This window comes from Pelosinus baikalensis (assembly GCF_020819555.1).
GTDB lineage: Bacteria > Bacillota > Negativicutes > DSM-13327 > DSM-13327 > Pelosinus > Pelosinus baikalensis.
Genome location: NZ_JAJHJB010000006.1, coordinates 103622 through 120811, shown reverse-complemented (window position 1 = coordinate 120811; position 17190 = coordinate 103622). Strand labels below are relative to the sequence as shown.

Below are 17190 nucleotides of genomic sequence, written 5' to 3'. Positions count from 1 at the left end.
AAACAAATTATTCTACATGATACTAACAGGTTCCACATCAATCATAACATCTGGACGTATGGTTAATCCCATAGATGTTATGTGAGTCCTCACACTAGTGAGATCCTTTGCTTTTATAATAATGTTCATACGAAATATATCATTGACTTTAGCAATCGGAGCGGGAAACGGCCCTATTATTTCTACAGTCTTACTTTCCGCCATTAAACTTCGCAATTCTTTGATTATTTGATCAGCCTGGCTGCGAGCCATACTTTCTTCTTTAGCCTGAACAGTTAATTTTATGATTTGTCCATAAGGTGGATAACAAAGCGCTTTACGATACACAATCTCAGCTTCATAAAAACTTTGATAATCCTGATTAGCTCCTGCCTGTACTGCATAGTGTTCAGGATTATACGTCTGTACTACGACTTTTCCTGCTTTATCACCGCGACCTGCACGACCTGCTGCCTGAGTTAGCAACGCATATACACGCTCCGCTGCTCTAAAATCCGGTAAATTTAAGATACTATCAGCTGCTATAATGCCAACGGCCGTCACGTTTTTCACGTCATGCCCTTTAGCCACCATCTGTGTCCCCAGTAAAAGATCATATTCTCCTTTAGCAAATGCCTCTAAAATACGATCATAGGCCATTCTTCCACCTGTTGTATCCTGATCCATTCGCACTACACGAATATGGGGAAACAATGTTACTATTTCCTCTTGTAGCTTTTGTGTGCCGGTTCCAAAAAACCGAATATAGCGGCTATTACATTCAGGGCAAATATCCGGAACCGTTTCAATACACTGACAATAGTGACACTTCAGCTTCTTCCCTACAGAATGATACACAAGAGAAATATCGCAATGCTTACAACGTACAATATGTCCACATTCCCGACACATGACGAAGGTAGCATAACCACGACGATTCAGTAAAATAATAGCTTGTTCTCCACGACTTATAGTCTCTTGCAGCAGTTCTTGTAAGGGAAGTGATATGACACTTCGTCTCTTCTTACGCAATTCTTCCCGCATATCAACGATAGTGACTGCAGGCAAATTTGCATTAGCAATGCGCTTTGACATAAGCAACAAGGTATGTTGACTCATTTGAGTCTGAAAATAAGTCTCAATTGCTGGCGTAGCGCTGCCCATAATGACCACCGCTCCAGACAAAGTCGCTCTTGTAATAGCGACTTGTCTTGTATGATAACGAGGTGTTTCTTCTTGTTTGTACGTAAATTCATGTTCTTCATCCATAATAATAATACCGAGATCTGGCAAGGGCGCAAAAATGGCAGAACGTGCACCAATTACAATACCAGCTTGCTTGCCTCGAAGTCGCTGCCAAGCATCATAACGTTCGCCAGTAGACAATTTACTATGCATTACAACAACATCATCACCAAATCTAGCTTTAAATCTTGAGACAATTTGGCTAGTAAGAGCAATCTCAGGAACAAGAACAATGGCTTGGCGATTCTTTTGACGCGCAGCCGCTACCGCTTCAATATACACCTGTGTCTTTCCACTGCCAGTAATACCATGCAGTAAAAACGATTGAAACTCCTTTGCTTCCATCTTTGGCATAATTTTTTCTAATGCTTGCTGCTGCTCTACTGTTAATGATATATTATTCCTTACTTTACATATATCCGCATAACTATCACGTACCACTTGAACTTTTTCAAGTTTTATAAGACCGTCCTGTACTAATTTTTTTACAGTGTCATGGCTGGTATTACTCTTTTTCAATTCATCAGATGCCAATTGCCCGTGATCTATCAAGTATTGCAGCAAACGGCATTGTGCTGGCTTTTTTGCCAACTTGTTAATTTGCTCTCGAGTTGCTTCGGCATCCATTAGTAAACTCATTACCGTTTTATAACGGTGTGTACCCATTTTTTTGGCAATTGATTCAGCGACTATGATCTTATTCCTCACTAAGTATCTTATCGCTTTTAAAACGCTTGGGCCAAATTTCTTTTCCAGCTTAACGGAAAGAATAGGGCTGTGCATCTCTATATATGACAGTACTTGGCTATATTCTGGATATTTAGCAGATAAGGCAACTAGTGTTGTTTCTGTGTCCACTTCCATCTCGATAGAATAAGCAACAACACTTTTCACACCCGATTTTCCTGGAATAAATAAACGCATGGCATCTACTAAATTACAAAGATAATATTCACTAATCCATCTAGCTGTATGCATCATATGCTCATCAAACCATTTGTCATTATCTAATATATCGATAATTGACTTTAACTCAATACTATTCGAGTCTTCCTCTATTATAATATCAATAATAAAACCTTCTAATTTACGATTACCAAAAGGTACTAAAACACGCCATCCTGCATCAACATAATCCAAATGTTCAGGAATGCTATAAGAAAAAGCTTTATTAATATTTTTAGTTGTAATGTTTATTAAAACTTGAGCAATACGTTGCATATTTACCACCATTCGCTATTAAATAGTCTTTTAAAGGTATTCCTTTTAGAGGATTCAGCTTGCCTATTTATATCTTAACACGATTTTGTAGCATATAACTGATTTTTACCTTCATAATTATCATAAAATTAAAAAGAGGGAAGCTCATTGTTCCCTCTTTTTTGGCTATAGCATATACAATTCCCATGAAATTCAGAAAAATCCTGCTAAAACAGCTAACGTCCCAATTATAGATTAGCCTCTTTACGAAGCGTTTCTGCTTTATCGGTCCTTTCCCATGGTAAATCCACATCCGTACGACCAAAATGCCCATAAGCCGCTGTTTGGCGGTAGATAGGGCGACGTAAATCTAACGCTTTAATAATACCAGCCGGACGCAAATCGAAATGCTTTTTAATAAGCTCAGCAATTACATCTTCATCCACCTTAGCAGTCCCAAAAGTTTCTACCATAATCGATACTGGATGAGCCATACCAATAGCATAGGCTAGCTGAATTTCACATTTATCTGCCAATCCTGCTGCAACAACATTCTTAGCTACGTAACGTGCAGCATAAGCTGCAGAGCGGTCAACTTTGGTACAATCTTTACCAGAGAAAGCACCACCACCATGACGAGCCATTCCGCCATAGGTATCAACAATTATTTTTCGACCAGTCAAACCAGCATCACCTTGTGGTCCACCGATTACAAAACGACCTGTCGGATTGATATAGTATTTGGTTTTCTCATCTAATAATTCTGCTGGAACAATAGGAGCAATTACTTTCTCAATCAGATCTTTTTCAATGGTTGCCAGTTCAACTTCAGGGCCATGCTGAGTCGATATAACAATGGTATCAACGCGAAGGGGTTTACCGTCTTCGTATTCTACTGTAACTTGAGTTTTACCATCAGGACGCAGATAACTTACTTCCTCATTTTTGCGCACCTCTGCTAAACGACGAGCCAATTTATGAGCTAGAGCGATTGTTAATGGCATGTATTCAGGAGTTTCATTGGTAGCATAACCAAACATCATTCCTTGGTCACCAGCCCCAATGGATTCAATTTCGTCCATTTGACCTCGTTTGGCCTCTAAAGACTTATCAACGCCTAAAGCAATATCAGCTGATTGTTCTCCAATGGAAACCAGCACACCGCATGTATCTCCATCAAAACCATATTTTGCACGTGTATAACCAATTTCTTTCACCGTGTCACGTACAATTTTTGGGATATCCACATAACAACTTGTAGTGATTTCACCAACTACATGTACTTGCCCTGTCGTAATAAGAGTTTCACAAGCTACACGTCCCATTGGATCTTTTGCCATGATTGCATCTAATACACTATCTGAAATTTGATCTGCTATTTTATCTGGATGGCCTTCAGTAACTGATTCTGATGTAAATAAAACTCTCTTTTTTTTCACAAATCATACCCCCATTTATTAATAAACAATAAAAAACACCCATAGGGAGGGTGTTACACTCTCCCATCTTGCGGATTATTCCGCAGGAATTGGCACCGTTTTGGATTCCAAATGGTTGCCGCGGTTTCATTGGGCCAATCCCTCCACCAACTCTTGATGAGCATATCATATAAAATTGTATCAAATTAAATACTAATGTAAAATAATAAAAAAATCAACCTATTTTCGACATTCTGCGAGAATTTTATCCAAAATAATGTTTGCCATGTGTTCTTTGGACATTTTGGATAACTCTTCAATCCGCCCATCACGGTATAACACCTTCGCTATATTGTGATCTGCATTAAACCCAACGCCTGGAACAGATACATCATTAGCAATAATCATATCCAGATTTTTTTTTGCTAGTTTCTCTTGAGCATGGAGAACCAGCTGCTGAGTTTCCGCAGCAAAGCCAATTAGCATCTGCTGTTTTTTCAACTGACCAAGTTCTAATAATATATCAGGGTTTCTTTCTAACACAAGCTGTAATGTATCGCCAGTCTTCTTAATTTTGTGTTCTGCAGTACTTTGTGGACGATAATCGGCTACAGCAGCAGCTTTGATTACAATGTCACTCTCATTATAATGCGCCAATACAGCAGTCCTCATATCTGATGCGGCTTCTACATATTCGACTTTAATTCCGCAGGCAACTTTTAAATTGGTAGGTCCTGATATTAACGTAACAGTTGCTCCTCTTGCAGCAGCAGCACTTGCTAAAGCATATCCCATCTTCCCGCTAGAGCGATTGCCAATATATCTTACAGGATCAATCGCTTCTTTCGTACCACCAGCCGTAATCAAGACTTTTTTACCTGCAAAATCATTTTGGGCAACTATCAACTGATGGACTTTTTCTAAAATCACTTTAGAATCAGGTAAGCGTCCTATTCCCTCTACACCACATGCTAACATCCCGCTCTCTGGTATCATAAAATGATATCCTAACTCTGTTAAACTACTGATATTTTTTTGAACGATCGGATTTAAATACATATTGGTATTCATAGCTGGAACAAATAAAACCGGGGCCGTTGTTGCCATTACCGTAGTTGTTAACATATCATCGGCAATACCATTTGCTATTTTACCAATCATATTGCCTGTGGCAGGCGCTAATATGAATAAATCTGCTCTACTTGCTAAGGCAATGTGCTCAACATTCCAATTGGTAGTTTCAGCCCACATATCAACAACAACTGGCTGTCCACTTATTTCACGAAAAGTCAACGGCGTAACAAAGTTAGCCGCTGACTGAGTCATGATAACATATATATTTGCACCTTGCTTTTTTAATTGACTTACAAGGTCTACTATTTTATAAGCAGCGATGCCGCCAGCAACACCAACTACAATATTTTTTCCTTTCAACATGGAAACCTCCTATTTTATACCACTTTTGGTCCGTTCATAGGAAATTTTATCTTGCGCAACTTCTTCTAAAGCAATCGTCACCTGTTTATTGGATTTACTCTCAACTAAAGAAGTCGCCCCATCCATAATCTCACGAGCCCGTTTTGCCGCAAGTACTACTAAAGTGTATTTACTATCAACTTTAGTAACTAATACATCTAATGATGGATATATCATAGTAGTCCCCCTAATTTTTATTTATTTAATATTCGTTAAAATTTCTTTTACTATATTACAATTTCGTACTACTTGACACTTTTCGGCTGTAATAATTGCAGCCACTTTATTCGTTGCCACTTGTACCTTATCATTGACTACTACATAATTATAATTATGTACATATGACAATTCATTATTAGCACAACTTAACCTATTTTTGATTACATCTAAGCTATCTGTCCCTCGTTTATGTATGCGATTAGCCAATTCATCTAAAGATGGCGGTGCTATATAGACAAATACACCTTGCGGAAATTTCCTTTTAATCTGCGTAGCTCCCTGTGCATCAATTTCTAAGACAACATCCTTGCCATCATTTAGTAATTTTTTTACTTGACGACAGGGTGTTCCATAAAAGTTCCCATAAACCTCAGCCCACTCTAAGAGTTCATCATCTTGAATCATATTCTGAAACTCGTCATGAGATACAAACCAATAGTTAACTCCATGTTCCTCTCCAACACGGGCTTTGCGTGTAGTAGCCGATATAGAATAATGTAACTCAGGATAAGTACGCAGCAATTCTTGACAAATTGTCCCCTTACCTGCTCCCGATGGACCAGATAACACAAGTAAAATTCCTTCTTTTGCCACAACTGCTACTCCTTTCATTTTCTGCTATTCTGCAGTGTCTTCACTCGTTTCTTTACTGGCAAGACGATGCGCTACCGTTTCTGGTTGCACAGCGGATAAAATAACATGATCACTATCGGTTATGATCACGGCTCGGGTACGGCGTCCATAAGTTGCATCAATCAACATTCCCCGATCACGAGCCTCTTGGATAATCCTTTTAATCGGCGCAGATTCAGGACTCACAATCGAAATAATTCGATTAGCAGACACAATGTTACCAAACCCAATATTAATAAGTTTAATTTCCACAAAAAATCCCCCTTACGTTTGTATCCCAGTTTATCTTTATATTACTCTATGTTTTGAATTTGCTCTCTGACCTTCTCAATTTCACTTTTAATTTCGACTACGATATTAGCAACATTAAAATCATTGGCTTTAGAGGCAATTGTATTGGTTTCACGGTTAATTTCCTGCACAATAAAATCTAATTTCCTGCCAACTGCATCATCGGCGTTCAATGCAGCCCGAAATTGAGTTAAATGACTTTTTAAACGTACTAACTCTTCTGTAATACTGGTGCGATCCGCAAATAAAGCCGTTTCTTGTAGTAACCGACCAGCATCAGGTTCTTCACCGATCGTAGCCAGCAATTCTCGCATGCGACCTAGTATTTTCTCTTTATATTCAACCAAAACCTGCGGCGCACGTTTTTCTACTGCAGTGATATAGGATTCAATATCCGTAATGCGCAAGACTAAGTCCTGCTGAATGTTTCGCCCTTCCGCTAAACGCATACTCATGAGATTAGTAAGTGCCATCTTAACTGCCTGGTTTAGCTTCGGCCACAAGATTAAAACATCTTCCGTTACTTCTTCAACCTTAATCACATCTGGGAATTTAGCAATCTGCTGAATATTATCATTTACTGATATAGAAAATAAATCCCCTAAATCTTTTAAAGCTTTATTATAGGCTATTGCTAACTCTTTGTCAATTCGCACAGCCTTTTTCTTTTGCCCATATTCATCCATCGTTATAAAAACATCAATCCGGCCTCTTACTAGCAGGCTTGACACACTGCGCCGGATTTTATCTTCAAGTGGCCCCAGATTTTTCGGCATCCGGATAACAATTTCATTGTAACGATGATTTACTGCTTTAATTTCTACAATGAGTCGATGCTCATTATCCTGAAATTCTCCACGACCAAAACCAGTCATACTTTTAATCACGTAAAATAGCTCCTCTCTTTACGGATTTTATTATTAACGATAAAATCACAATTATCCAATTCTTTATATAAATACTTCTCCATGCTTCTCTTAAATCCCTTTTTCATTGAATATCTATCACGTAAAGGTTTTAAATATGACTATTTTATTTTCTCCAAATCAAAGTAAAAATTATGATCTTTCTGATCAGTCGTTCTAACCGATAATATTATAGGAAGGTCAGGCACAATGTCTTTTTCAAAAAAATAAAAATAACATTGAGCATTAAATATGGTTTGTCCTTTATCCAGATGCACTTTTTCTCCCTCTGCCGGTATTATCATTTGGTATGCCTTAATTACATTATTATCTTGTTTAACGATAACACTAGCATCTTTTGCAAAATCCTCTTTTTCTCCAAATAAAACTGTGCTAAAACTCAATAAGCCTGAATAATTTTCTAATACTTCTTCGCTGTCTAGTATGGCAATATCATGACCATTCAAGCTTTTCTCTCTAGCATCTGTAGCAATTAACAAATAAGAAGTGTACAAATAGGAACGTTCAGTCGTACCATTTAATTTTTCAGCCTTTTCTTCATAAGAGATCCATGGCAACAAAAACTCTTGCAATGAATCTTTATTCCTTAACTTTCCATAATCCTGTGCCTCTTTAATCACATCCAAATTAATAGAAGAAATCGCCAATGTTTGGGTAACGAATAGTACTGAAAAAATAATTGTCAAAACAATAAATCTCATTTTAAGCACCTCACTTTATGAAGCATATTATTTACACTGTAAATGATAAAGCATAAAAATCTCCTTATCACAGCAACAAGTGGATAAAGAAATCCAACTTCATATATGCAGAGAAGTTGGATTTCTTACTTTCTATAAAAGCTAAATCAAATTAGAATTATAAGTATGTTCCCCGAAAAACTTCCACTGCAGGACCAGACATATAGATATGATTATCTGGACCCCATTCAATCAGTAACTGTCCCCCATCTAATTCAACAGTAGCCTGACGGTCCGTTTTTCCATTTAATACGGCTGCAACTAATGTAGCGCAGGCACCTGTACCACAAGCCATCGTAACACCAGCTCCTCTTTCCCAAACACGCATACGTAAGTTTTGTTTATTTAATACTTGCACAAATTCTACATTGGTTTTCTTTGGAAAGGCAGCATGCGTTTCAATTTTAGCTCCAATATCGCTTAGGTTAATACCAGTAATATCGTCAACGAAAAGGATACAATGAGGATTGCCCATTGATACACCAGTGATTCGATGTTCAGTGCCATCTATTTCTAAAACTTCATCAACAACCTGCTCATCTTCATTACCAACCATAGGTAATTCCCCACGTTTCAGACGAGGTTCTCCCATATCAACCCGTATAGTACTAAGCACATCATCAATAAAGATTAATTCTGGCTTAATAAGACCTGCTTTCGTTTCTAGCGTAATTTTTTTCTTATCCGTTAAACCATACTCAAAAACATATCGAGCAATGCATCTTGTAACATTGCCACACATTTCAGCCTCACTGCCATCTGAATTAAAAATTCGCATTTGAAAATCCGCTACTGCTGAAGGCAAAATAACGACTAGCCCATCAGCACCGATTCCAAAATATCGATCACAAACCTGAATTGCCATTTCATTGTAATTGTTAATTTTTTCTTCAAGTCCATTAACAATCACAAAATCATTACCTAGTCCATGCCATTTGCTAAAATTAAACTTCATATTATATTCTCCTCATTATGAATTAAATAATTTATTTAATGTACCCGCCCAAAAACAGAGCGTAATACACGTCTGCGGAAAAATAAATGTCTTGCAGCACTTATTATAAAGGTCCAGCCTGAGACAAATAGAATAACGACCCAATCTTCTATCCCTAGTGGAACAGTAGCAAAAACCTCTTGCATAAATGGATGATAAATAACTAGTAACTGCATTAAAAGAGAACAGAAGGTTGCTAATATCAAGTATTGATTTTTAAATATCCCAATTTCAAAGACATTGTAAACTTCTGAACGACAATCAAAAACATGAAACATTTGAGAGAAAACCAACGTACAAAAAGCCATCGTTCTCGCTTCTGCTAAATCATTCTTTAAAAAGTACACTATAGCAAAAACAAATACCGTACTCATGCCAATTTGTAAACCTCGAGCAATAATCTTACGACTGAGTCCACGAGAAAATACACTTTCTTTCGGATTTCTCGGCGGCCGATTCATAATGTCATGATTGTTAGGATCAACACCTAATGCCATGGCTGGCAAACCATCTGTCACTAAATTAACCCATAAAATTTGCACTGGCAATAAGGGTAATGGTAATCCTGCAATGGTCGCAATAAACATCGTAAGTACTTCACCTAAATTACAGGATAGCAAATAGCGAATAAATTTACGAATATTATCATAAATGCCACGTCCCTCTTCCACAGCAGCAACAATCGTTGCAAAGTTATCATCGGCTAGCACCATAGAAGCAGCTTCTTTTGTAACATCAGTCCCAGCCGTTCCCATTGCAATGCCAATGTCCGCTTCTTTTATTGCTGGTGCATCATTCACACCATCACCAGTCATTGCAACGATATGTCCCTGCCGTTTTAAAGCTTTTACAATACGTAATTTGTGGGCAGGAGATACACGTGCATAGACGGTAACACGATTAATAATGTTAGTTAACTCCGTATCGTCTAATTCATCGAGTTCGGTACCAGTCAGAGCCTGATTTTTGTCTTCTTTAAAAATTTGCAGCTCTTTGGCAATCGCTACAGCCGTGTTGCGATGATCCCCCGTAATCATAACTGTCTTTATGCCAGCTTGTCGGCATAACGCAATGGCAGGCTTGACTTCTTGCCGCGGAGGATCGATCATCCCGATTAGGCCTACGAAAACCAGATCTTTTTCCAGCTCTTCACTCACATGACTAGCTTCCACCTTAGTTAGCTGACGATATGCTACAGCTAATACTCTAAGGGCCTGGTCTGTCATTCTTTCATTGGCTGTCAGTATTTCAGCTTTTGTTTCTGACGTCAGCAGGACTTCCCCTTTATTAGTGCTATAATGCTGGCACATGTCTAAAATGATATCCGGAGCACCCTTCACATAAATAACATTTCGATTGTTTTTCTCATAAATAACTGACATCCGACAACGTTCTGATTCAAAGGGGATTTCAGCTAATCGCTGCTGATGTTTTTCGGCTGCTAAACGCCATATGTTGGCTTTAGCAGCGGCAATCACAATAGCACCTTCTGTTGGATCACCTTCAATAGACCAGCCGCCATTCGCTTCACGACGCCATAAACCAGTTATCCCTATATTATTATGCTTTAAAATACTATTATTACACAATACACCAATTTCTAGGCAATGTAATAAACATTTATCCTTTGCAGGATCAAATTCCTGCTTGTTTAATAAAAAATTTCCCTTTATTTCATAACCATTACCGGTTACTTCATAAATATTTCCAGATGTAAAAATTCTTTTTACGGTCATAGCATTTTGAGTAAGAGTTCCAGTTTTGTCGGAACAAATCACCGTTGTACAACCAAGCGTCTCAACAGCAGGCAGTTTTCTGATAATAGCATTGCGCTTTATCATACGCTGTACACCTAAGGCCAATGCAACTGTAACGATGGCTGGCAATCCTTCGGGAATCGCAGCTACTGCCAAACTAATTCCTGCCATACACATTAATAATAATGGTTCCCCTTTGAGCACGCCTGTCACAACAACTACTACACAAATCAGTAAACATCCCCATACTAACCAACGCCCTAAAGACTCTAGGCGTCGTTCCAGCGGTGTACTTTCATGTTCCACATCTTGAATCATATGAGCAATATGTCCCACCTCAGTTGCCATACCTGTAGCGCAGACTACAGCCTTGCCTCGCCCTTTAACAATACTGGTTCCAGCATACACCATATTCTTACGATCACCCAAAGAACTGCTTTCCTTATATTCTTTATCTACGATTTTACGTACAGGCAGAGATTCACCGGTTAAAGTAGCTTCATCCACTTCCATATTTTTCACATCTATTAATCTGGCATCAGCAGCAATGCGATCCCCAGATTCTAAAGCCATAATGTCACCTGGCACCATTTCCCGCGCTTTTACTTGCTGCAGTATACCATTACGAATCACATGAGCCACCGGCGCAACCATTGTTCTTAACGCTGCCATTGATTTTTCTGCTCGATGTTCCTGAACAAAGCCTAATATGGCATTGATCATTACAATTGCTAAAATCGTTGCTGAATCGACATATTCTCCTAAGAATGCTGAAATGAGCGTAGCCGCTAGCAAGACTAAAACCATAAAATCCTGAAATTGGGCAAAAAATCGTTTCCACCATGGCGTCTTTTCTTTTTCAACCATTTCATTATAGCCAAATTCAGCGATTCTACTTTTTACTTCACTTGAAGTCAAGCCATCATGTGGATCTGTTCTCCAAAATTCAATTGCTTCTTGCGCTGTACGCGTATACCATTTATCAGCCACTATGCCACCTCGCTACCATGTGCTTTTTTTATTCATGTTATTCCTTTCACCCTCTAATTAGACCTAAATTGACCGTCCAATAGCAAAATGGTATACTAGTGAAAATTACAAAACATAGTTATAAGTAGGAATCATAATACGTATTTTATTAAATGGAGGCTATCATATGGCTCTAGATGGATTATCTCTATCAACATTGTTAATCGAATTAAATAACAAACTTACAGGCGGCAGAATTGATAAAATCTTTCAGCCCGATAAATATACATTGCTTTTGTGGGTTAGGCAGACCAATGAAAATCTACGCTTACTCATCTCAGTCAACCCTAAGCATCCCCGTATCCATTTAACTGAAGCAGCCTTGGAAAATCCAGCAACACCTCCAGCTTTTTGTATGTTATTACGAAAACATCTGGAAGGTGGTCGTATTGCTAACATCAACCAGCATAGCCTTGATCGCATTGCGCTAATTTCTATTGATTTTCGTGGTGAAGACGGCACGATTACAACAAAAGATTTAACTGTAGAATTAATGGGTAAACATAGTAACATTATTCTCACACAAAATAACATTATACTGGATGCGATAAAAAGAATTGGCGCAAATTTAAGTCGTTCACGACAAGTTTTACCTCGAATGGAATACACATTTCCTCCTGGGCAAATGCGTTTAAATTTACTGACTGCGCCCATATCTGATTTTTTTAACGCAATAACGACTCTAGAAACACCTCTTGTTACGAAAGCTATGATTCAGGTAGGAATCGGCATTGGTCCTATAACTGCCAAGGAAATTCTTTGGCGAGCAGGTTTACCTAGTGATATTGCCACTCATAGCTTAGATAACGCGGACATACTTGCCTTAAATGAAGCAACACAGAGTATTATTAGTTACATAAAATGGGGAGAATCACTCCCCACTGTCATGACTAATTTAGAAGGCGAACTTGCTGGCATTGCGTCTTTTCCATTAGAACATCTAGCTTCTAAATACACAGCTCACAACTTCTCTACTATGAGTCAGGCCGTTGAATTTACCGACAGCCTTTCCGGCAAAAAGCAGCTCCCTGAACAGACTATTTTATCAAAGCTTGTCAGCGAAGAAAGTAATCGTTTGCAACGCAAAAAGCTAATTCTTATACAAGAATTAGCTGATGCAGCCAATTCCGATTTTTTTCGTGAATGTGGCGATATTCTAATGGCAAACCTCTACAACCTACCGCAAGATCAAGATAAAGTCACCTTGGAAAATTTATATAGCCACTCACTAGATGACAACAAAATAATTATAAATTTTGATACAAGGCTTTCACCATTAGAAAATGCTCAGTCTTATTATACAAAATATAATAAATTAAAACGTGCTAAAGAATCATTGGATGGACAACTGCGCCAATGCATAGAAGAAATAGCCTATCTTGAAAGTATCACCGTTTCTCTTGAGCACGCCACAAATAGTTCTGAACTTGGTGATATTCGAGAAGAATTGATTAGCACAGGCTATCTAAAAAGAGCGACGAAACGCCGTATGCCCATCCCTCCTTCCTCTCCTCTAACAGCCGTAACCCCGGATGGATTAATGATATTAATTGGAAAAAACAATCGTCAAAATGATATTGTCACCTTTAAGCAGGCACAACATAATGACATCTGGTTCCATACTAAGGATATCCCAGGGTCTCATGTTATTTTAAGATCTGGTTCTCAAAATCCTCCCCTGCAGTCCATTGAAGCAGCCGCTCATTTAGCCGCCTACTATAGTAAAGCGAGTCAATCATCAAATGTACCTGTTGACTATACCCAACGACGTTATGTAAAAAAACCATCTGGTGCTAAACCTGGCTTTGTTATTTACGATCACCAAAATACGATTTATATTACACCCGATGAAAAAATAGTTGCCTCATTAGTAAAAAAGTAATCCTCTTTGTCAAAAAATCAAATCAATTCTTTTAATTTAAATTGTCAAATGTTAAAGACCTTTGCTAGTCATTGTAACAGCAAAGGTCTTTAACATTATTTAAAATCTATATTTTTTACTCGGCAAATTCCTTAATCACTACCTTGTCAGCATCATCCACAGGCATTAATTGTACACCAACCACTTCTTTACTGGAAGTAGGCACATTCTTCCCTACATAATCCGCACGAATAGGAAGTTCACGATGGCCACGATCCACAAGAACTGCTAACTGAATAACTTTAGGCCGTCCAATATCAATAATCGCATCAAGAGCAGCGCGTACAGTACGCCCAGTGTATAATACATCATCAATCAGTACAATTGTTTTACCATTGATATCAACAGGTATTTGCGTTTCATGCACGATCGGCTGATAGCTAAGTGTAGATAAATCATCACGATATAAAGTAATATCTAAAATTCCTACAGGCAGTTCTGCACCTTCAATGCGCTTTATTTCAGCTGCTAATCGTTCTGCTAAAGGAACACCACGAGTTCTTATGCCTACTAGAATTAAGTCTTTAATCCCTTTATTATTCTCAATAATTTCATGAGCAATACGAATGAGCCCCCGTCTTATGGCTTGCTCGTCCATAATCACAGTTTTCTCTACTAAAGTACTCATAACCCTACCCCTTCCTAATTATATGTTTTTTTGCCGTAATTCTTTTAAAATCATTTCCATATCTTCCGGTAAAGGTGCTGTAAACATCATACTTTCTTCCGTAACAGGATGAGAGATTCTAAGTTCAGCAGAATGCAAAGCCTGCCCGATAATCGAAAAAGGCATGCGTCCAGGCCCATATTTAGGATCACCAACAACGGAATGTCCAATATAGGTCATATGCACCCTAATTTGATGTGTACGCCCAGTGAGCAATTTACATTCTACTAAGGTATAATCACCAAATCGTTCCATCACACGAAATTTCGTAGTTGCTTCTTTACTATTAGTAAAGGTTACTGCCATTTTTTTGCGATTACTAGGATGACGCCCAATTGGTGCCTTAATAACACCGTGATCTTCCTTAATATTTCCATATACAATTGCCAAATAACGCCGACTGGCCGTACGATCCTTGATTTGCTTAGCCAGGCTCACATGTGCTCTATCACTCTTGGCAACCACCATAACACCTGAAGTATCTTTATCTAGACGATGGACAATGCCCGGACGGGCGACACCATTGATGCCTGACAAATCTTCACAATGTTCTAATAAAGCATTTACTAATGTACCATTATAATTCCCCGCAGCAGGATGCACAACCATGCCCCGGGATTTATTAATAATAATAATATCATTATCTTCATATAAAATGGCAAGTGGAATTTCTTCCGCTGTTAATTCTAAAGGTTTAATCTCAGGTATACTTACTTGAATATCATCTAACGCTTGCACCTTGTAATTGGCTTTTACTATTTTTTCGTTGACTATAACGTCTCCACTACTGATAAGTCTTTGTACTGCAGAACGAGATGTATCAGGCATTTGTTTAGTTAAAAATACATCTAAACGCTCTCCTGCTTGCGATTCACTTATATAATAATAATAATACATTTTATTACCCATTTGCTTCATCCTCTTTATGTAAATAAACCATAGTAAAAACAATACAACCTACACCACATACAATGGCCGCATCTGCAATATTAAAAACAGGCCAAATACGAAAATCAAAAAAATCAATTACATAACCTGTTTTGATGCGATCAATCACATTCCCAATTGCTCCCCCTACCAATAAACCAGTACCAAAGCGCAGTAAGCTATACTTCTTTGGTATCCGCGGATAAAAATAAATCGCAGCTGATACTAAGCTAACTGCCACTATTAAAAAAAATAGCGTTTGATGTTCAAACAACCCAAAGGCAGCTCCTGGATTTAAAACATAGGTAATATGGAAAATATCATCAATCACAGGTATAGACATCCCCAGAGTCATATGTGTTTGAATATAAAATTTAGACAACTGATCCATTATCACCACGAATACTACTATTAATATAGGCACTAATCTTCTCTCCTATCCTGTACATAACATTATTCTTGCGAATAAAATAGATTTTCAGCTACTAATTGTTATCACGCATTATAAGCTTACTATATATAATAAACAAAAATTGGTCAAAGGTAAAGTTTTTACTTCTTACGTATCTTTACCTCCGGCCAATTGGTGACTGAACTTTTGGCAAAAAGAAAAGCTCAGAAATTCTGAGCTTTTCTAGTGAAATCATTTTTAAATTTCACTCAAAAATGACTAAGGCTTGGTGCCTATGTCTATGACTTAGTATACCCCAAGTCATTTACTTTAATTATGTTACTTATTCTGGGCTAATTGCTCCCACTGGACAGGTTGCAGCACAAGAACCACAGTCAATACATTTTTCATCGATACTATATTGGGTATCGCCTTCAGAAATAGCTTCAACCGGGCAAACAGAAGCACAAGCGCCACATGAAATACAGCTACTATCAATTTTATACATGAAATTCACCTCCTATGTAGATCACTGTATACCATTATACTATATACTAACAAGAAATCACATAACTAATATCATATTTAATATGATATTTTTACATTATACTTATACTCTCCTTCTAGAAACTTATAAATTTATTATATATTCCCCGTAGTTACTCTTTATCAGGAAAAAACCTTCGTTCTATATCCTCGCTGAAATAATACCCAAAAGCACCAATAGCAAGCAACAAAGAAGTAATGATAACCGTGGCACGAATACTATGTGTAAGATTTTGACCGATAACAGAATATATGAGAATCGCAGGTGCTTGCCCAATTGCTGTTGCAATTGCAAATTGACAAAAAGAAAGAGTCGTTAGTCCAACACCATAGCTTATCACTTTAAAGGGAATAATAGGTGTCAAGCGAGTAATAAATACAGCAAATATACCATGCTCACGAAGAAATGCATCTGTTATCTTTAAATACTTTTTATTTATAAATTTTTCAACAATTGGTCGTCCATACCATCTTGCAATAGCAAAATCTAAACATGCTCCAAGTAATGCTCCCAGCCAGGAATAGACCGCCCCATACTGCCAGCCAAAAACCCAAGCATTAGTAATAGTAATTGCTAATCCTGGAACAAAAGGGATTAGTGACTGCAGCGTCATTAACAAGATACTGCACAGAGGTGCCCAAAAACCATAGGACAAAATAAATTGACGTAATCCGTCAAAGTCCCGATCCCATAATAAGGAAAATCCACTTTCAAAAAATTTTTGTATGCCAGGCAAATAAAAATATCCAATTACAGCAATAACCAATACCCCAAGTCGATACATAACACCTTTCACTATCATCATTGGTGTTGCCATAAAAGCACCTCCT

Annotated in this window: 16 protein-coding genes and 1 riboswitch; of the genes, 1 reads left to right on the top strand and 15 read right to left on the bottom strand. The window is 37.9% G+C overall.

Features of this window, described 5'->3' with window-relative positions:
* Positions 1 to 12 precede the first annotated feature (12 nt).
* The 10 genes from priA to LMF89_RS06635 form a co-directional block, all read right to left on the bottom strand.
* Entirely contained in the window at positions 13 to 2445 is a 2433-nt protein-coding gene (priA, locus tag LMF89_RS06680) for a primosomal protein N' (protein ID WP_229534436.1), read from the bottom strand.
* 227 nt (positions 2446 to 2672) lie between these two features.
* Positions 2673 to 3863, bottom strand: a complete 1191-nt coding sequence (metK, locus tag LMF89_RS06675; protein WP_007934666.1) for a methionine adenosyltransferase — start codon at positions 3861 to 3863, stop codon at positions 2673 to 2675.
* Between the two features lie 60 nt (positions 3864 to 3923).
* Positions 3924 to 4026: riboswitch (SAM riboswitch) on the bottom strand.
* A gap of 56 nt (positions 4027 to 4082) precedes the next feature.
* Complete coding sequence (coaBC, locus tag LMF89_RS06670; protein WP_229534435.1) at positions 4083 to 5279, bottom strand: bifunctional phosphopantothenoylcysteine decarboxylase/phosphopantothenate--cysteine ligase CoaBC; 1197 nt, start codon at positions 5277 to 5279, stop codon at positions 4083 to 4085.
* Positions 5280 to 5288: 9 nt separating this feature from the next.
* Positions 5289 to 5495 carry a DNA-directed RNA polymerase subunit omega gene (gene rpoZ, locus LMF89_RS06665; protein ID WP_007934668.1) on the bottom strand — a complete coding sequence of 69 codons (207 nt, stop codon included), beginning with the start codon at positions 5493 to 5495 and terminating at the stop codon, positions 5289 to 5291.
* 21 nt (positions 5496 to 5516) lie between these two features.
* A complete protein-coding gene (gmk, locus tag LMF89_RS06660) occupies positions 5517 to 6131 on the bottom strand; it encodes a guanylate kinase (protein ID WP_229534434.1) in 615 nt (204 codons plus the stop codon).
* 24 nt (positions 6132 to 6155) lie between these two features.
* On the bottom strand, positions 6156 to 6422 hold the full coding sequence (gene remA / locus LMF89_RS06655) for an extracellular matrix/biofilm regulator RemA (RefSeq protein WP_007934670.1): 267 nt from the start codon (positions 6420 to 6422) through the stop codon (positions 6156 to 6158).
* 41 nt (positions 6423 to 6463) lie between these two features.
* Positions 6464 to 7348 carry a YicC/YloC family endoribonuclease gene (locus LMF89_RS06650; protein WP_229534433.1) on the bottom strand — a complete coding sequence of 295 codons (885 nt, stop codon included), beginning with the start codon at positions 7346 to 7348 and terminating at the stop codon, positions 6464 to 6466.
* Between the two features lie 140 nt (positions 7349 to 7488).
* A complete protein-coding gene (locus tag LMF89_RS06645; protein ID WP_229534432.1) occupies positions 7489 to 8088 on the bottom strand; it encodes a hypothetical protein in 600 nt (199 codons plus the stop codon).
* A gap of 157 nt (positions 8089 to 8245) precedes the next feature.
* Positions 8246 to 9082, bottom strand: coding sequence for a diaminopimelate epimerase (dapF, locus tag LMF89_RS06640; RefSeq protein WP_229534431.1), 837 nt, complete (start codon positions 9080 to 9082; stop codon positions 8246 to 8248).
* A 35-nt stretch (positions 9083 to 9117) separates the two neighbouring features.
* Positions 9118 to 11868, bottom strand: a complete 2751-nt coding sequence (locus LMF89_RS06635) for a calcium-transporting P-type ATPase, PMR1-type (protein ID WP_229534430.1) — start codon at positions 11866 to 11868, stop codon at positions 9118 to 9120.
* 166 nt (positions 11869 to 12034) lie between these two features.
* Here LMF89_RS06635 and LMF89_RS06630 point away from each other — a divergent pair, with 166 nt between their 5' ends.
* Complete coding sequence (locus LMF89_RS06630) at positions 12035 to 13789, top strand: Rqc2 family fibronectin-binding protein (protein ID WP_229534429.1); 1755 nt, start codon at positions 12035 to 12037, stop codon at positions 13787 to 13789.
* Positions 13790 to 13904: 115 nt separating this feature from the next.
* Here the strand turns inward: LMF89_RS06630 and pyrR are convergent, their stop codons facing one another.
* From pyrR to LMF89_RS06605, 5 genes are all read right to left on the bottom strand, one after another.
* Positions 13905 to 14456, bottom strand: a complete 552-nt coding sequence (gene pyrR / locus LMF89_RS06625) for a bifunctional pyr operon transcriptional regulator/uracil phosphoribosyltransferase PyrR (RefSeq protein WP_229534428.1) — start codon at positions 14454 to 14456, stop codon at positions 13905 to 13907.
* An 18-nt stretch (positions 14457 to 14474) separates the two neighbouring features.
* A complete protein-coding gene (locus LMF89_RS06620; protein ID WP_229534427.1) occupies positions 14475 to 15404 on the bottom strand; it encodes an RluA family pseudouridine synthase in 930 nt (309 codons plus the stop codon).
* The gene (lspA, locus tag LMF89_RS06615) at positions 15397 to 15846 is read right to left on the bottom strand and encodes a signal peptidase II (RefSeq protein ID WP_229534426.1); all 450 of its coding nucleotides are present in this window, start codon (positions 15844 to 15846) and stop codon (positions 15397 to 15399) included. Before lspA ends, LMF89_RS06620 begins: the two co-directional genes overlap by 8 nt.
* Positions 15847 to 16156: 310 nt before the next feature.
* Positions 16157 to 16321 carry a 4Fe-4S ferredoxin gene (gene fdxA, locus LMF89_RS06610; protein ID WP_007934692.1) on the bottom strand — a complete coding sequence of 55 codons (165 nt, stop codon included), beginning with the start codon at positions 16319 to 16321 and terminating at the stop codon, positions 16157 to 16159.
* A gap of 151 nt (positions 16322 to 16472) precedes the next feature.
* Positions 16473 to 17177: a TVP38/TMEM64 family protein gene (locus tag LMF89_RS06605; RefSeq protein WP_229534425.1), complete on the bottom strand. Its 705-nt coding sequence runs from the start codon at positions 17175 to 17177 to the stop codon at positions 16473 to 16475.
* Positions 17178 to 17190 lie beyond the last annotated feature (13 nt).

Bases quoted from the DNA above. Each gene is read 5' to 3' on its own strand.
- priA (WP_229534436.1), bottom strand. From the start codon at position 2,445: ATGCAACGTATTGCTCAAGTTTTAATAAACATTACAACTAAAAATATT.
- coaBC (WP_229534435.1), bottom strand. From the start codon at position 5,279: ATGTTGAAAGGAAAAAATATTGTAGTTGGTGTTGCTGGCGGCATCGCT.
- rpoZ (WP_007934668.1), bottom strand. From the start codon at position 5,495: ATGATATATCCATCATTAGATGTATTAGTTACTAAAGTTGATAGTAAA.
- LMF89_RS06645 (WP_229534432.1), bottom strand. From the start codon at position 8,088: ATGAGATTTATTGTTTTGACAATTATTTTTTCAGTACTATTCGTTACC.
- dapF (WP_229534431.1), bottom strand. From the start codon at position 9,082: ATGAAGTTTAATTTTAGCAAATGGCATGGACTAGGTAATGATTTTGTG.
- LMF89_RS06630 (WP_229534429.1), top strand. From the start codon at position 12,035: ATGGCTCTAGATGGATTATCTCTATCAACATTGTTAATCGAATTAAAT.
- pyrR (WP_229534428.1), bottom strand. From the start codon at position 14,456: ATGAGTACTTTAGTAGAGAAAACTGTGATTATGGACGAGCAAGCCATA.
- LMF89_RS06620 (WP_229534427.1), bottom strand. From the start codon at position 15,404: ATGGGTAATAAAATGTATTATTATTATTATATAAGTGAATCGCAAGCA.
- fdxA (WP_007934692.1), bottom strand. From the start codon at position 16,321: ATGTATAAAATTGATAGTAGCTGTATTTCATGTGGCGCTTGTGCTTCT.
- LMF89_RS06605 (WP_229534425.1), bottom strand. From the start codon at position 17,177: ATGGCAACACCAATGATGATAGTGAAAGGTGTTATGTATCGACTTGGG.